This window comes from Paenibacillus sp. MER 99-2, assembly GCF_023714095.1.
Taxonomy (GTDB): domain Bacteria; phylum Bacillota; class Bacilli; order Paenibacillales; family Paenibacillaceae; genus Paenibacillus.
This window is the reverse complement of sequence record NZ_JAMAUZ010000004.1, coordinates 319171-335972: the sequence shown is the minus strand read 5'-3', so window position 1 is coordinate 335972 and position 16802 is coordinate 319171. Positions and strand designations below refer to the sequence as shown.

General features: G+C 45.3%; 17 protein-coding genes. All 17 read right to left on the bottom strand.

Going from position 1 to position 16802, the window contains the following annotated elements:
- Positions 1–5: 5 nt before the first annotated feature.
- Entirely contained in the window at positions 6–932 is a 927-nt protein-coding gene (locus M3636_RS19970; RefSeq protein ID WP_251383740.1) for an LCP family glycopolymer transferase, read from the bottom strand.
- A gap of 14 nt (positions 933–946) precedes the next feature.
- Entirely contained in the window at positions 947–2278 is a 1332-nt protein-coding gene (locus M3636_RS19965) for a UDP-glucose dehydrogenase family protein (protein ID WP_251383739.1), read from the bottom strand.
- A 30-nt stretch (positions 2279–2308) separates the two neighbouring features.
- Positions 2309–3727 carry a sugar phosphate nucleotidyltransferase gene (locus M3636_RS19960; protein WP_251383738.1) on the bottom strand — a complete coding sequence of 473 codons (1419 nt, stop codon included), beginning with the start codon at positions 3725–3727 and terminating at the stop codon, positions 2309–2311.
- Complete coding sequence (locus M3636_RS19955) at positions 3724–4752, bottom strand: polysaccharide pyruvyl transferase family protein (RefSeq protein WP_251383737.1); 1029 nt, start codon at positions 4750–4752, stop codon at positions 3724–3726. The genes M3636_RS19960 and M3636_RS19955 overlap by 4 nt, the downstream gene beginning before the upstream one ends.
- The gene (locus M3636_RS19950) at positions 4742–6112 is read right to left on the bottom strand and encodes a lipopolysaccharide biosynthesis protein (RefSeq protein WP_251383736.1); all 1371 of its coding nucleotides are present in this window, start codon (positions 6110–6112) and stop codon (positions 4742–4744) included. The genes M3636_RS19955 and M3636_RS19950 overlap by 11 nt, the downstream gene beginning before the upstream one ends.
- Positions 6113–6122: 10 nt before the next feature.
- Positions 6123–7022 carry a glycosyltransferase gene (locus M3636_RS19945; protein WP_251383735.1) on the bottom strand — a complete coding sequence of 300 codons (900 nt, stop codon included), beginning with the start codon at positions 7020–7022 and terminating at the stop codon, positions 6123–6125.
- Between the two features lie 27 nt (positions 7023–7049).
- Positions 7050–8072, bottom strand: a complete 1023-nt coding sequence (locus tag M3636_RS19940; RefSeq protein ID WP_251383734.1) for a glycosyltransferase — start codon at positions 8070–8072, stop codon at positions 7050–7052.
- Positions 8073–8087: 15 nt separating this feature from the next.
- Positions 8088–9020, bottom strand: coding sequence for a glycosyltransferase family 2 protein (locus M3636_RS19935; RefSeq protein ID WP_251383733.1), 933 nt, complete (start codon positions 9018–9020; stop codon positions 8088–8090).
- A gap of 263 nt (positions 9021–9283) precedes the next feature.
- On the bottom strand, positions 9284–10351 hold the full coding sequence (locus M3636_RS19930; RefSeq protein WP_251383732.1) for a glycosyltransferase family 4 protein: 1068 nt from the start codon (positions 10349–10351) through the stop codon (positions 9284–9286).
- Positions 10352–10457: 106 nt separating this feature from the next.
- Positions 10458–10928, bottom strand: coding sequence for a PssE/Cps14G family polysaccharide biosynthesis glycosyltransferase (pssE, locus tag M3636_RS19925; RefSeq protein ID WP_251383771.1), 471 nt, complete (start codon positions 10926–10928; stop codon positions 10458–10460).
- Between the two features lie 5 nt (positions 10929–10933).
- Complete coding sequence (gene pssD, locus M3636_RS19920) at positions 10934–11392, bottom strand: PssD/Cps14F family polysaccharide biosynthesis glycosyltransferase (RefSeq protein WP_056694282.1); 459 nt, start codon at positions 11390–11392, stop codon at positions 10934–10936.
- The gene (locus tag M3636_RS19915; RefSeq protein ID WP_251383731.1) at positions 11389–12735 is read right to left on the bottom strand and encodes an O-antigen ligase family protein; all 1347 of its coding nucleotides are present in this window, start codon (positions 12733–12735) and stop codon (positions 11389–11391) included. The genes pssD and M3636_RS19915 overlap by 4 nt, the downstream gene beginning before the upstream one ends.
- A 42-nt stretch (positions 12736–12777) precedes the next feature.
- Complete coding sequence (locus tag M3636_RS19910) at positions 12778–13479, bottom strand: sugar transferase (protein WP_128100689.1); 702 nt, start codon at positions 13477–13479, stop codon at positions 12778–12780.
- Positions 13476–14381 (bottom strand): UTP--glucose-1-phosphate uridylyltransferase GalU, encoded by a 906-nt coding sequence (gene galU / locus M3636_RS19905; RefSeq protein WP_145407374.1) that lies wholly within the window; start codon positions 14379–14381, stop codon positions 13476–13478. Before galU ends, M3636_RS19910 begins: the two co-directional genes overlap by 4 nt.
- Positions 14382–14557: 176 nt before the next feature.
- A complete protein-coding gene (locus tag M3636_RS19900) occupies positions 14558–15238 on the bottom strand; it encodes a CpsD/CapB family tyrosine-protein kinase (RefSeq protein ID WP_128100688.1) in 681 nt (226 codons plus the stop codon).
- Positions 15219–15968, bottom strand: a complete 750-nt coding sequence (locus M3636_RS19895) for a YveK family protein (protein ID WP_128100687.1) — start codon at positions 15966–15968, stop codon at positions 15219–15221. Before M3636_RS19895 ends, M3636_RS19900 begins: the two co-directional genes overlap by 20 nt.
- Before the next feature lie 75 nt (positions 15969–16043).
- Entirely contained in the window at positions 16044–16802 is a 759-nt protein-coding gene (locus tag M3636_RS19890; RefSeq protein ID WP_128100686.1) for a tyrosine-protein phosphatase, read from the bottom strand.

Genomic DNA, 16802 nt, shown 5'->3' with positions numbered 1-16802 from the left:
TCCATTTACCCGGAGTGTTCTTTGATCAGCTGATGTATACGATCCTTTTCAGACTGTTCCACCATATAGTAATATACTCCGTCTATTTTTTTACCTGTGCCCTTAATTTCAACCGATTCGACATGCTCCAGAACGTTACGATATTTGCTGAGCATGGACTTCATCTCATCAAATGAAACGTCTGTTTTGACATGCTCGCTCACTTCTCCAAGAAGTGATTCCAACTGAAACACCGTCGAGACTTGCACCGTGCTTTTCAATACCTGCTTGATAATTTCCCGTTGCCGGTCATTACGTCCCAGGTCTCCCTTCGGATCATCATAACGCATACGCGAGAACCCCAATGCACTTGCACCATCCAGGTGAATCGTACCTTTGTCGAATTGATACCCCTCATATTCAAAAGCAAATGGATTCTCCACATCTACACCACCAACCAAATCAATGACTCGCGCAAACCCTTCCATGTCCACCTTCAAGTAATAGTCCATCGGTACACCGAGAAATTGCTCGACGGTCTGCACAGACATATTTACCCCGCCAAACGCATAGGCATGGTTGATTTTGTCCTCGGTTCCACGCCCCACGATGCTCGTGCGAGTATCGCGGGGAATATTAAACATGAGTACGGATTTTTCAGCTGGATTGACACTGAGCACAATCATGGTGTCAGAGCGTCCACGATCATTGGCGCGTGTATCAACACCTAGAATAAGGGCGTTAAACGGTTCCTCGTTCTCCAGATCAATAGGAAATCTGCCGCCTCCCCTGTTATCTACGATAGATACCTCTTTGACCGGTTCCCGGGGCTCATAGATGTCGTTTGCAGCCGATTTAACGTTAAGATACAGATAGACTGCATAACCGAGCACAATCGCTATCATGAGAAACACAATTGCTAACGAAATCTGGATTCCCCGTTTGAGTTTCATGTTCATGCCTCCGGTCACAGAACTGCGGTTTTTCTACCATCGATATTGGTTAAGCCAGGACGTCCAACGGAGTAATATTGAAAAGGTGTACCCTTGATCTGGTCTTCTTCATAGATATTTCGTCCATCGATGAGAATCGGTTGATCCATATGTGCAGCTAGTTCAGTCAGATCAACTTCCATGAATTCCTTCCATTCCGTCAGGACACAGAGTGCGTGTGCATCGCGAGCAGCCTCCATCGCACTTGAAGCCCATGTGATTGCTGGTGAATCAACCTCCTTCCGGAAATTCTCTGTAGCGATAGGGTCATAAGCTTTCACCGTTGCTCCCTGATCTAGCAGGCGCTGAATAATCTCAATCGCTGGTGCATCCCGTACATCATCCGTATCCGGTTTGAAGGCGAGGCCCCACACCGCAATCTGTTTGCCATCCAGTACATCCAATGCCTCTTCTAGTTTACGAATGACGTTAAAACGCTGATCCTTATTCACTTCGACTACCGATTTCAACAATTTAAAGTCGTAATCGACATTGCCCGCAATTTGAATCAGCGCTTGTGTATCTTTAGGGAAGCATGAGCCACCATAGCCAATGCCTGCTTTCAGGAAGGAAGAGCCGATCCGCTTGTCATAACCCATACCTTCAGCTACTCGACCAACGTCTGCCCCCACCTTCTCACAGATATTTGAAATTTCATTGATGAAGGATATTTTGGTTGCCAGAAAGGCATTGGATGCATACTTAATCATCTCCGCGGAGCGGATATCCGTCGTAATGATCTGATCCGTCAAAGGCTGATGCAGCTCCTTAAGCGTCGCCACAGCGCGCTCACTGGCTGTTCCAATGACAATGCGATCCGGGTATAGCGTATCCTTAACGGCCGTGCCCTCACGCAAGAATTCAGGAACCGATGCCATATCAAAAGGATGCTGAGTCAAACTGCTAATCCATTCCTGAATTCGGTCGTTTGTTCCGACAGGAACCGTGCTTTTAGTCATAATTATTTTGTAACTATCAATATGAGAACCAATTTGTTTGGCAACGAGTTCAACATAACTTAAGTTGGCTTCACCATTAGGCAAGGAAGGTGTACCTACAGCGATAATAATGATGTCTGAGCGGTTGATCGCCTCACCGATCTCTTCGGTGAATGATAATCTGCCCGCTTTCATGTTGGCATTCATTAGTTCTTTCAGTCCCGGCTCATAGATGGGCACATTGCCTTCTCTAAGCAGCGCAACTTTGTCTGGATTATTATCTACACAGATGACGTTGTTCCCAATTTCAGAGAAGCACACACCCGAAACCAAACCCACATACCCCGTACCAATCACTGTAATATTCATCGCCATATCCCCCATCTTCCTAAATAGTTGTTAGGCATGCTTAACATACGTTTTCACGATGTCCTGCCACTGTGTAGCCACCCGAACAATGTCTTCCTCGATCAATTGGCTACCGATCTGAACCTCGATAATCTCCAGCTCCGAGAAAGCTTTGACGGAATGCAGCATTCCTCGATCAATAATGACCGTATCCCCCTGACGGATCATTCGACTCACACCGTCCAGAATGAGTTCACCTGTTCCAGATACCACTGTCCATACTTCATTGCGCAGTCGGTGATATTGATAACTCAGATTGCGCTCAGGACTGATGCAGATGCGTTTGGTTAAGACCTCGTCACCGCCTTCATTCCTTGTATAATCAAGCACGCGATAACAGCCCCATCTACGTTCCTCATACATTGGGCGCTGATCCTCATGCTTCACGATTTCCTTAATCCGCGGACTTGCATCCTTGTCACTGACTAAAATGCCATCCGGGCTGACCGCGACCACAATGTCGGAAAGACCGAGGATGGCCACCGGAATATTCAATTCATTAATGAGATGGGTATTGGTTGAATCTGTAGTAATCCATCCCTTGCCCACAATTGGAGCATTCATCTCCTCTGTGAGCGTGTTCCATGTTCCAAGGTCTTTCCAGTAGCCATCGTAGGGCACAGCAATAATGTGGCTTGCCTGCTCGACAACCTGGTAATCGAAGCTGATCTTGTGAAGTCGTTCGTACTGCTTCAGCATCTCGTCGTATTGAATAGGTAGCTCCATATCAATGAGCAGGTTGATGAGATAACCTAACTTGAACGCAAAAACCCCGCAATTCCATAAGGCAGCCTGTTCAATCATGGCGGCTGCATCGGATTCGCAGGGTTTCTCTTGGAACTTGGCTACGTTAACGTAACGATCTTGCTCATCATCGTAGAACTTGCTATTGCGGTTAGGCTCATTACCCTCAAAGGACGTATGCTCCGGAATAATATAGCCATACTTCTCTGAAGGATAGGTTGGCACCACACCCATCAGCGCCAGATCCGCACCCGACTTTTCGAGCAGATCTGGCAAGGTTGCCAGCACATCGAAGAACTCTTTTTCCACAAATGGATCAACGGGCAGTACGGCAATCGTCTCATGTAGACTCACACTTTCCACCGAATACAGATATGAAGCCGCAAGCGCGATCGCTGGGAACGTATCTCTACGCTCAGGCTCAACGATCAGCTTCACGTCATCACCAAGCTGTGCAGTCAGAATCTCAACTTGGGGTAAACTTGTGGCTACAAGCGCTTCAGACGCAAGTCCAGATTGACCGAGCTGCCGCCAAACCCGCTGTACCATGGATTCGGGGCTGCCTTCGGGATTACGTAGAACTTTCAAAAATTGCTTCGATCTGGAGTCATTTGACAATGGCCAGAGTCGCTTGCCTGATCCACCAGATAATAGAATGCTTCTCATAACGCTGTACCATCGGACAACGCAACAGAGCCATTAGCTTTGGTTTTATCCACCGATTTGCTATACGTGTCCGTCTGACCCGACTCCAATATGCCCTTGGGATTGTTGCGTGTCCATGCCCAATAGTAGTTGGAGTTTTTGCCATACGAGTTATCTAACAACACGTTCGGTTGATCGAGCAAACATGCCAGAATATGCCCATGCAACCTGGAGGTCGTCACATTTTTGTATTTCGAGAAGTTCCTGATAGCCTTATGTACCATATAGTCGGAATACTTCGACCAGAACCATTGAACAGGCAAGAAGGTATTGCGAGATTTCAGACTGGATGTCACCATGCGGATAATTTTGCGATCCACCCGGTTGTACAATGTGTTCCAATCCAAAAATGCTCCATCCCCTTTAGCGGCTGATTCGTATTTGAGCTGTTCTTTGTTCTTCTCAATATCCTCCCTGAAAAAGAACAGTCGATCCAGAACGGCCTTACCTTTGGGCTGAATCGGCCAGAGTTGATGCGCCATATCCGGGCAGAGATATACACTCGTCTGGTTAAATTCCTTCTGAGCCAGCTCATAGGTAGTCTGATCTCTAACATAGAAATGTAGATCTTTATGAAAATTTAGTACTTTTGCTGTCTTTTTCAGCTCAATGTCGCTTTTGAAAAAAATCGTCTGAGGCAATATGACAATGCGATTCTTCGGATGGCCTGCAATAATCTTCTCTCTCATCTTCTGATGAACAGGATATAAGTCCCCAAAATTCCCACCACCCTGCATCACAATGATGGCATCTTTGGGAATATTGAGCGGAAAAGGAACATCCCATACACTGTACCTCTGGAGAACACGAATATCGTTATCTTTGAAGAAGGCCTCCGTGCCCTTCATAATGAGCAGATCCCCACCATTGTTGTACACAGGATAGTCGATATAAAATATTTCCGATTGTGGTGGGATGACATCTAGAATCTGCCTTAAATGTCGCTTCAACTCTTCCATCGGGTGAATGTTGGGATTAGCCAGCATCTCCATCTCCTCCTTGGGTGACTCTTCTTTTTTTGTTCAACCGTTCATATAAGAAAGCCAAATCTTTTTTGTCAAAAAACATGCTGCTGAACTTCACTTTAAATGCAAACTTCATCGCTGCAACGGTAACCAGCATCCGTACGATCGAACCGATAAGGAGAGCGAACGCAATACCATTGAGCCCCCATAAAGGTGTGAATACAAAAAATAAACCGATCGTGACAGACAACGCAATCAGCTGTCTAATCATCACCAGTCCCGGTCTGCCCAAAGCATTGAATGCAGAAGCAAGGATCCACGAACCACCGCCAATAATGCATTCAAACGCCAAAATATAAAATGCCTGACTCGCTTCCAAAAACTCCTTCCCAAACAAAACGCCCATCAGCCAGTTGCCAATGAACATCGTTGGCAGAACAACAATGGTCATGATCATCAAGGAAAGTCGGAACGCTCGCCCAACCGTACGAATCACCTGATCCTGTGGTAATCCGGTGACCTTGGGGAACACAACGCTGCTTATCGCGTTTTGCACCGCATTGTAGATGCGAGACAACGCAAAAACGACCGAATAGAGTCCAAAATCTCTCGGCGTAAGTAGAGCCAGTATAATAATTTTGTCAAACTGTGTGTACAGCGTGCCAAGTAGTTCTACCCCGAACACGCGACCTCCGTAACCAAACAGGTTTTTGGCTGCCTTCCGATCGATCCTCTGTCGAAACCACTTAAACTTCAAACTGCCCCTGAGCGTATAGGCTGCCCATGCAACCACAACGACAGAGCTTGCCAAGGATACAAATGATGCGATGCCAATGCTCATTGCACCAAGCAACCATAATGAAACCATGACAACCACTTTCAACACAGGGTTATATAAGCGAATCCCATTATACACCTGGAATCTGTCACGACTCTGTGATAGTGCAGATAGTAAATTGATCAGGATCAGCACGGGAATACTGGTCACCGTAAACCAGCGGGCAATCGTGATCACGTCTGCGGGATAATCAGCCATCCACGTAGGCATGAATATCCAGGCAATCGTTCCGAGAATGAAGCTGATCGGAATCTGAACCATGAAGCTCAGCCGCAAATACTCAGCGCTTTTCTCCGCAGCTTCACGTTTCAGGTTATAGATAATGGAGGTTGGCAGCCCCCAGCTGACAAGACCGATGAGAAATGTCGGCCAGAACAGGATTGCTGAGAAGGCGCCCTTACCTTCCACGCCGAACATCCTCGAAGTGATAATGGATGTAATGGTGGTAAAGACCATGATAATGACGTTGGTTCCACTGGTATGAACAATCGTCTGTAACAAACCATTGCCTTTTAAGAGTTTAGGGAGTGCGAGTTGTGACATGAACTATTCCTCATTCCTTACTGTTATATCTGAGTATGCCGATAATCAGGCCATTCCGGTAACAGATCTGGGCGAGTTGCCGGGTAAAACGCTTTGGGCTATAAATGCACAGCAGCGCTCGAATTACGCCTTGACCCAAGCGAATCGCGTGTTTAAGTGTGCGAACTGCACCCTTGTCTTTTTTACGAACTGCATCACTAACCCCTTGCCAGAACACACGCCGCAAAAACCAGTTCTTGGTCGTTCGCTCTTTGGATACCTTGTGTTGCACCGATCCGAAGGGTGTATAAAACACTTTGTGGTGTACTCTAATTCTAGCGATTAGCTCGCTCTCTTCATTGGATAACAGGTTCTTCCCCACTCTTCCGAGGTCTTCACGAAAAGGGGCAATATCTCGAAATACCTGGGTACGAAAGGCGACATTGGCACCAAACGGGATCGATGGACTCGGCATCTCCACCACATGATTTGCATAATCCAAAATGGTATATAGGGATAGATTCTCACTGGGTATCCAATCTGGCTTCCGGCTCTCCCAGAGAGGCTCGATCTTGCCCCCTACCACTCCGATCGCACGATCACTGTCAAATACACCGACAATGTGCTGAATCCACAGCGGAGATGCAATGGCGTCATCATCTAAGAAAAGGATATATTCTCCGCGTGCCTCACGGATCGCTCGATTTCTTGCTGCCGACAAGCCAGGTGTCTTCTCCAGCACATACTTGACGCGATCTCCACCTTCGCCAGCCCGAATCTCCTGGACAAGCTTAGCGGTATGATCGGTTGAATTGTTATCAATCACGATAATTTCATACTCAAATTCAGCATGCTGCTGAATGGCACTATGAACGGACTCACTTAGATCATAGGCTCTATTGTAGGTGCATATGGCTACAGTGGCTTTCATTCGATCGTCCCCGCATCCTTTATTGATTTAGATGGTATAGAGCGAAATGGTGCGCTTCGCAATTCCCGACCATTCTAGCTTTTCAAGCATCGTTTGAAACCCTTGACCTTCCCTGAACTCGTCGTCCTTCGCCCGGATCTGCTTCATCGCCTCTTCCAGCCCGTTCTGATCTGCAGGATCATATAAGACTGCACAGTTCTCGGGCAGATACTCTTCCATAAGTCCGATCCGCGGAGCCACGACAGGCTTGCCAAAAGACAGTGCCAGTATGGCACTGCCTGATGTCGCAATATTTTTGTACGGTAGAACCATCGAATCAATCGCTTCAAAATAATCCGAATACTCCCCGTCCTGAATAAAGTTGAAGTACGTATGAATCCGATCTGATTGACCTATCGATGCCTCTAGATCATAATCGGCTGCTTTCTTACCAGCTATCAACAGATGAGCATCCGGCCAGTTTAGATGATTGAATGCCTTAATGAGATCATCCACCCCTTTATAGGGGGATACCTGACCAAAGAAGGCAAAGACATAGTCATTCGCCGGGATGTTGAACATCTCTCTAATGTTCTGCCCTGTGCGTCCATACACCCCTTGGTAATGTCCGTGGGGAATCACTTCGATGAGACTCTCTTTCACATGAAACGTCTCGCACACACTACGAATGAGCGGTTTGCCCATGACAATGAGTTTGGTACAATTCCGCACCAGAAACGTCCTCATCCAGTAATCATGCCAAGTTCTACCGCTGTTATGCGGCCATATATTATGCACCGTCCAGAACAACTTCGCACCCTTTAGTCGCACGTAAACAATCATGAGAATGAACAATATGGACTTGATGAATGTCGAGAACGCGTTGTTTCCTTTGTAATAAAAGCTCGGCCAGTGAAAATGTAACACATCGTTTTTACGTATATTTCTGAGATCTTTTTTGGAAAAGTGTTTCACATCCCACCCCTCATCCTCGATGGACTGTGACAATAGTTCATTGAATTTGTTCGTCTTGATCATTTTGGGCAACATGTAGACGATCGGTTCTCGCATGATAACACCTCTGTTTTAGGCTGTTCCTTTATACTCTTTGTTCAACGTTTCACTACGTAGCTGTCTTCGCAGACGAAATCCGAGCAAGATGGTTCTTACATTACGCTTGAGCAGCGTGAAGTTTCGCCACCATGGATATAGCGTTAGGGTCTTTTTGAGAAAAAGGGTATTGCGGTTAGGATTCTTCGACCATTCCATCATGCGATAATGATGAAGCTGGCGCTTCTTCTGTTCTTGGCTCATGTCCTTGTAATACTTAATCAGCACTCTCCGTTGCCCTTGGAACTTTTTCTTGGCAGAGGTCGAGATGCGCGGCCCTGGATGAATATAAATGTGCACCAGCGGTTCCTTCACATTAATTGCATGATGCCCTCGTTGCAGAATACGCAGATAAAAATCATAATCCTGAGCGGAGGTTAATTGTTCATCAAACATAACCGTGCGTGCTAACTGCGTTTGCACCATAATTTTGGACGTTTCGCCAATCCAGTTGTACGTCAGCAAGTCCTCGTAGAACACCAGCTCACGGGATTCGACAGATACCTTTCTCCGCGTAACGTTATCCTCCCGATCCACATAGACCAGCACTTTGCTGCAAAAACAAAAAAGTCCTTTGTTCTGCTCCAACGTCTGGGTCTGAGCCTGAATCTTATCAGGCAACCACTGGTCATCATCGTCCAGGAATGCTATATATTTGCCATTGGCACGCTGTATCCCTAAATTCCGGGCATGATTCGCACCTTGAGCATAGGGAACCTGTATATAATGGATTCGTTGATCCTGCTTGAGCCATGCTCTACATACCTCTTCCGTATGATCCTTAGAACCATCATCGACAATGATAATCTCCAGATGGGGATAGGTCTGCGCCATCACACTTGCCATGGCCTTCTTCAATAACTCAGCGCGATTATGCGTAGTTATAATACAACTCACTAATGCTTTCATAGAACCACCTTTCCCTCGAAACTATACAGATTAACTATAAATATTTACACTGACCACTCCGATGACAGAACAACCCTCCGATCGCTGTTATCCCCAGATTTTTCTGATTCCCTTTTTCAATGGGGAAAATCCGGGGATAAAGGCGAGCGCTTCGCTTCTTCACGTTATTTCTGTCCTCTCCGTTCTTGTGTAATTGTATAGTTCAATCTATACAGGACATATCTGGTCACTCCGAAAGGAGCTGATTTTTCATATACATCCTCCTAGGACACGTTCACGTGCACCTTGTCATAGATAGACGATAAGTTATGCATGAGATCGTTCATATTGAACTTGGAGGTAACGAGTTGCTTGTTATTCAAGCCCATTTGCAACCGCAGCTCTTTATCCAGAATGATCCTTTCCAGCGCATGAGCCAGCGCCTCAACATCCCCCGGTTCCACTAAGAAACCGTTTAATTCATCCGTAATTACTTCCGGTATTCCGCCTACTCGGGTAGAGACAATGGGGAGTCCACTATTCATCCCCTCCAGCACCGCCATAGGAAGCCCCTCATGATAGGAAGGCAGAACTAATAGATCCGCATGTTGTAATAAACGTTCCTTCTCTTCGCCCCTGATCCATCCAGGCACCTCGACATAATCGGTGATGTCATACCGCTCCACTAGCGCTCTAACTTCATTAACCTCTCCATCGCCCGCGAGGGTAAAGACCGCTTCTACGCCTCGTTGCTTCAGTTGCTGGATCGCTAACAGAAGATCATATACCCCTTTTCTCTTACCCAGCCGCCCCATGAACAAGCAGCGTGGAACTGGACGCTCTTCCCTAAGCGGAGGTTCTTTAATGAATACGCCATTATAGAGCACCTCTATCTTGGACTCGGGCACAATCTTGGAGAAAAATTCCTGCCATGTATAAGACAGCACGATTAATTTATCCACCTGATTCAGCACAACCTTGCATAACTTCTGTTGCAGTGGATGTCGATTGTAGAACACATCAAAACTGGAAGCATGAATGTGGACAATTACCGGCACCCGGAATAGTTTACGCCCAACAAGAATGAACAACGCTTTACGATAGAAGCTTCCGTTATACGACATATGAATATGGATCATATCGGGTTTGAAGGTAACGAGCTTCCCGAGAAATTGAAGAAAACCCTTCATGAAGATGAGCAACCTTGCCAGAACGCTACCCGTAATATAGGTTTCAATCCGTTGTAGATTGTATTGCTCAGCGATATGCGAATTCTCAATATTCACGATGACACTCACAATTCCGCCCATGTCCTTCGTTGAAGAACCGATGACCAGCACCTTAGGTTTCATTCTTCCACTCCTTTTGAATCATCAAAAAATTCCATGTTCGACGCTGAGATGCCACTCGGGCATCTTTCGTAATCAAAAGCAGATTTTTTTGAACATCCTCTGAATCTTATAGGGAATTGATGTAGCCTTTGATGGAGGATAGCAACTGCGAGTTACTCTTCACATAAGGCTTGAAGTCGAGCTGATCCAGATTTGATATTAATGCGGACAGTTCATCCTCGTTCTGAGCAACCCAAATGTATCCTTTGTCTTGAAATACTTTGGCGATCTCAAGCTGATGATTATCCACATGCTCCCCTTGATCCTTACGCCTAGGCATGACGATGACCTTTTTGTTCATCTGTAGTGCACTAGTGATCACCCCGACACCTGCATGGGACAGAACAAATTTACTTTTGGCAATATGCTCATTCATCTCTTCCTGATTAAAAAAAGGCTTATGCTGATAATGGCGAGGCTTATATTCACTGTAACCTGACTGCACAAGAACGTCTGAAGGCAGCTTGCCTTCTTCAATCAGATTATCGATCGCCTTCAGAAGCCGGTTAAATTGGAATCGCTGTGTTCCAAGCACCACAAAGATCAAAATAAAGCCCCCCTATACTTCGCCTTCGGATAAGCCTCCTGCAACGTTTCCCACTGAATATAAAATTCATCGGCAAACTTATAGATCAATCTGCCCGTTAGCGTTGGCGAATATATTTTGGCATAACTCTCGACATAGACCAGCTTCGCTCCCATCAATTTCCCGAGCAAACACAGCGGATATACCGCGCCGGCTCCTGTTGTGATCAGAACCTTTGGTCGCTCCTTCAGCAAAATGAACAGCGAAGTTATGATGTTCCGCAGAACGATAAATATAAACAGCATATTTTTGCGTTCCTGTTGCGATAAGAAATAGGTTCGCTGGGAGAGATTCAGCTTGCTGCTCGCTTCGCTTTTCTCCGTTACCAAGAAGTAATCATGATCCTCAACAGCAGGAACCAGATTCAACAATTGATTCAGATGGCCTCCTGTTGAACTTACCAGACAGACTTTCATTGCAAGATCTCCTTTCGAGGGGCTAACTTCGGTAGTTCTTCAGGTTCAGGGTTTTGCTTGTTGCTTGTTAGGTATAACGAATTCAGATATACACAGAAGGGAGCAATTAAATGCATCGTGGACAACGTATTGTCAAAGAAGGAATACACCAGGAAGCCAAGAATCATTCCGAGAAAGTAAGGCTTCACCAGGGAATTCATGCGACGATACACTTTGAGATACACGAAAAACAAAGCACCAAAGAACAGCAGCGCTCCTACAAATCCACCATCATAGTAGAAGCGAATGTACTCATTATGCGGAACAACAAAGCCAGAAAAGATACTTCCATCGTTCGCAACTAGCGCCGAGCCAAGTCCTTGACCAAAGACAGGGTGTTCATTCGCCCTATTCGTAAAGAAAGCCCAGGCAGAATCCCTGCCAGACAACCCCTTGCTCTCCTGCCTTAACTGATAATTGTCCCACTGAGCAAAGACCATCACAGTCACCGCCGCCAAAAAAAGGACAACTGGAATTAATGCACCTGTTCTTCCCTTCGCAAACTTCCGCACATGGTCGAATAAATACATGCACACTATCGGAATCAGTGCGATAAGAGGACCACGAGTTCCCGTCTGGATTAATATAATAAAATGAGTTAGCGTCAGAGCATAATTCAAAATAACCTGGTGTTTATTTCGAATTTCGATAAGACATACACAGATGGAGATAAAACATAACATCCCCAGATGCGCTGCTATATTGGCCCCTTGCAAACGATTCACGCCCGAGATTTCAAAACTTACGATCGACAGCATCCCCATTTGTTGCAGGAAGAAACCAGCGATCAAGCTAAACACCGGGAGCCAAGCAAGAACCCTTATGATCCTCATATTAATTTCCTTGGAGAAGTTAACCATCAATAATAGAAATGGCACAACTAATCCCAGAAAAGATTTAAAGGGATCAATTGGGCTCATCTTGTCAGGCATATCCGATAAAAAATAACTTTGCACAAAGAGATAACCAACTGCTAGAGCAGGATAGATCATTTCCTTCCTGAAGCCGTATCTTAGAAAAATAGGAAGGATAAAAAATAAAATAAGTAACTTATAGAAGGATGAAGAATCAAAACCCATCACTTGCATTCTAAAAATTTTGTCCACAGATAACGAGAACGTGCCGATCACCACAAAATAGACCCAGCTAGGATGCTTCATATACACCCCTAGCAAGATCAACGCCATCAATGCCATTACCGCAACAATAGGTACGTAAATAGCGAGGCTAATAATGAACAGCGAGGCAAAAACAAGATATAACGCACCTAGTTTAGAAGAAGCAAAAAATGCTGCTTTTTGCATGTTAGCTATGCCACCTCAGAGCCAGAATCGTATTTCGTTCGTTCAAAATGCATCCTTCGAGCCGATTAACACTCTGAACGTTCTCAGAATGATCTTGATGTCCATGAAAATATTGCGTTCACGGGCATAGGTCAGATCAAGCTCCACCATTTCATTGAATCCAACGCTATTTCGGCCACTCACTTGCCATAGCCCTGTACAGCCTGGAATCATTTTGAGACGTTGTCGATCATAGGACGTGTAATTTTCCACTTCTCTTGGAAGTGAAGGTCTGGGACCTACCAGACTCATCTCCCCTTTGAGCACATTCCATAACTGTGGAAGCTCATCGAGACTGGTTTTGCGAATGAATTTGCCGATGCGAGTTATTCTAGGATCATTTTTCATTTTGAACATGTTACCGCCTACTTCATTTTGATCCATAAGATTCTCCAGCAAATCCTCGGCATTCACGACCATTGATCTGAATTTGTACATATAAAATTCCTTACCGTTCAGCCCAACCCGAACTTGGCGAAAAAAAACAGACCCCTTAGGGGCCTCTATTTTGATAAGGAGAGCGATCACTGCAAATAACGGACATAGTAGGATCAAACCTATGAAAGAGCCAAGAAAGTCCAGCATTCTTTTCATAAGCAAATACACTTTATCTGCTTCAAGTCCATGCGTCGCCGTCGTTGCGCTGTATCCCAGACCTTTGTCTATAACAATCTCCGCTTCTTTCGTTTGGGGAGATGGACTCATTCAAACTCCCTCCCAGCGATTACTTGCTCAACGGACTGTTTTTCCAATATGTCCTGTAGAGCATGTAACATCGGTAATTTCAGTTCCGGATTTTGGAGCGCGAAGTCAATCGTCGTCAAAATGAAACCTAATTTCTCGCCCACATCGTATCTGATTCCTTCGAAGTCGTAAGCATACACTCCTTGTTTTTCATTTAATCGTTGAATTGCATCAGTTAACTGAATTTCTCCCCCTTGCCCAATCTCTTGCTCTTCCAAAAAGTCAAAAATCTCTGGATTCAGGACATATCTTCCCATAATCGCTAGATTGGATGGTGCCGTCCCTTGTGCTGGCTTCTCAACGAATTGAAGTACCTCCGTCAGACGTCCGTCCGATCGCAATGGATCAACAATACCGTAACGTTCGGTTTGTTCAGGCTGAACCGTTTGAACACCCACCACGGATTGCTGAACCTGGTCATATTGATCAATCAGCTGTTTGGTGCATGGAACATCCGAGACAACAATATCATCTCCCAGCAACACGGCAAAAGGTTCGTCGCCGATAAAATTCCTTGCACACCACACCGCATGACCCAGTCCCTTGGCCTCTTTTTGCCTTATGTAATGAATATCCACATTGGATGATTTGCGGACCTCCTCAAGCAGGCCTAATTTTCCTTTTTCGAGCAGGTTGTGTTCCAATTCGAATGCATTGTCAAAATGATCCTCGATTGCCCGTTTCCCCTTACCTGTAACGATGATGATATCTTCAATACCAGAGGCAATGGCTTCCTCAACGATATACTGTATAGTTGGTTTATCCACAATAGGGAGCATTTCTTTAGGCATAGCTTTCGTGGCAGGCAGGAAACGTGTTCCCAGTCCAGCTGCGGGAATGATCGCTTTTCTCACTTTTTTCATAAATACCACCCTATCCTCTTTTTTTAAAGTTTTTCGAATCGTTAAAAAGGGGCATCGAACCCAACCTCACGTCATACCTCTGACGATTAACGTCTAAGGTTCACTGAACCCACAGCATGACCGAGTGCCTACAGTGATAAAGGTACAGTAGACATTACCTGTTCGATCAGAGCGGACTACTTCTCTCCGTAATAGCTGACCGAGTTCGATGTCGTTTTGATATTGTTCAGGATGGCACCCAGAATTCGCGCATTGACATGTTCAAGATGAGCCTTCGTTTTCTTCACCAGCTCTTTCTTGACCTTGCCTGAGTTCACGACCAGCAGCACACCATCGCAGAAGGAGCTCACAATCAGTGCATCCGTTACAGCGAGTACCGGCGGCGTATCGAACATGATGACATCGTATTTTGCCTGTAAATCATTCATTAGGTTTTTCATTCGATTAGAGCCGATCATCTCAGATGGATTAGGCGGAATCGGGCCAGATGTGAATAGTTGCAGGTTCTCGATATAGCTCTCACGCAGAACCTCATCAACGTCATATTGATTCGACAAGACACTACTGAGCCCGATATGGTTGGGTACTGAAAATACTTGATGAAGAGATGGATTCCGCAGATCGGCATCAATGAGCAGGACTTTCTTGCCTTCTTGCGCATAAGTCACGGCTAGATTGCTAATGGTGGTGGTTTTCCCTTCACCAGCTTGAGCCGAGGCAACCATGATCGTTTTGATATGACTATCAATAGAAGAGAACTGAATATTGGTACGTAATTTGCGGTAGCCTTCTGAGATGTGAGACTTGGAATTAAAATAGGTCACCAGATTATTATTTTCATTGGTTAACCGTGACATATTTTCCATCCCCCACTTTCTGCTGAGATACAACGTTTTTACTGCCCTTCACATCGTCTTTTTTCATTTTGGAAATGACCGTCAATACCGGAATGCCCAGTTCCTTTTCAATTTCGGACTCTAATTTGAACGTATCGTCCAGATAATCCATGAGGAAGACAAGTGCAATGGCAAGAACTAAGCCTGCAAATAAGCTAACGATGATGGTGAGTGTGGTTTTCATATTAATTGGCGCCGCGTTGCCGTTTATATTGGCTTCACTGAGAATGGCTACATTATCGATTTTCATAATTAGGGGAATTTGCGATTGAAAAACTTTGGAGATTGCATTCACCGTTTTTGCGGCGTTTTCGTAGGTAGTCCCTTGTACTGTGATGTTCATGACTTGGGACTCGCTTGCGGTTGTTACGGAGGTTCTGCTGATGAGTTCAGCGGTTGTTACTTTTAGGTCTGGATACGTTGTTGCCACTTTTTCCATAATTGCCGATGATTTAATGATCTCCTTATAGGAGTTAATGAGCTTAATGTTGCTCTGAATCATACTGAAATCCATCATCGCTCGACCTTCAACATTGGATGTTTGGTTCACAATGAGCTTGGAACTTGCCTCATAGATCGGTTGTGTAAAGAAAATACTTTTAACCCCAGCACCTACTCCAGCAATGAGTGCAATGGCAACAATTAACCACCATTTTTTTTGCAAAATGCGGAAATATCCTTTCAGTTCCACCTTCACATTCCTCCTATACGTTAGTGTCATATATGTAAGCATGTTGCATGATTCATGGCTCAATCTCACTTCGAGCTACCAAAGAAGCATGCGGAGCTTTCGGGGATTAAACCGAGTAATGATCGGTTCAGAGTTATATAGAATGTGGGAAGCATTTTCCGCTATCCGCCTGACGGCATCCATTCCAAAGTAATGCTCAATCATTTTGTTTCCTTCATTAACAGCAAATGTTCTTTGACGTGTATCATGAGCATCTGATGAAATGAAATGAAACCCGTTTTCTTTGCAAAAATGAAAACACCATTTCTGAACTTTTCGCCCGAAAAGTCCTGTGAAAGATTGAGCCGTGAGTTGGCACAGCACGCCTTGCTTCAAATAATCTGCAAGCAGCTTCGGCTTTTTCAGCAAGATTAGATTACGTTCCGGATGAGCAATAATAGGTGTGATACCAGCTACCCGTAATTCATGAAGTATATTGGGGAACTGCGAGGGAATAGAGCCAAAAGGCAATTCCAGCAACATGTAGCGACTCCCGGCAAGTGTGCAGCATCTGCCTGCATAGAGATCTCCAATCAGTGTGTCATGCACTCTGATCTCCTGTCCGGGATAAATATCCAATCGAATGTTGCGTTTGCGAAGCTCTGCATGGAGCAGATCCACTGCCTGATTGACTACGATCGGTTCGTTGTTGTAGCGCCCGTTCAGGTGATGCGGAGTTGCAATGATGGAGGTTATGCCAGCAGCGGCCGCTTTCTCAGCCATGGCGATAGACTGTTCCATATGAACAGGGCCATCATCAAGACCAGATAAAATGTGGCAGTGCATTTCAACCAT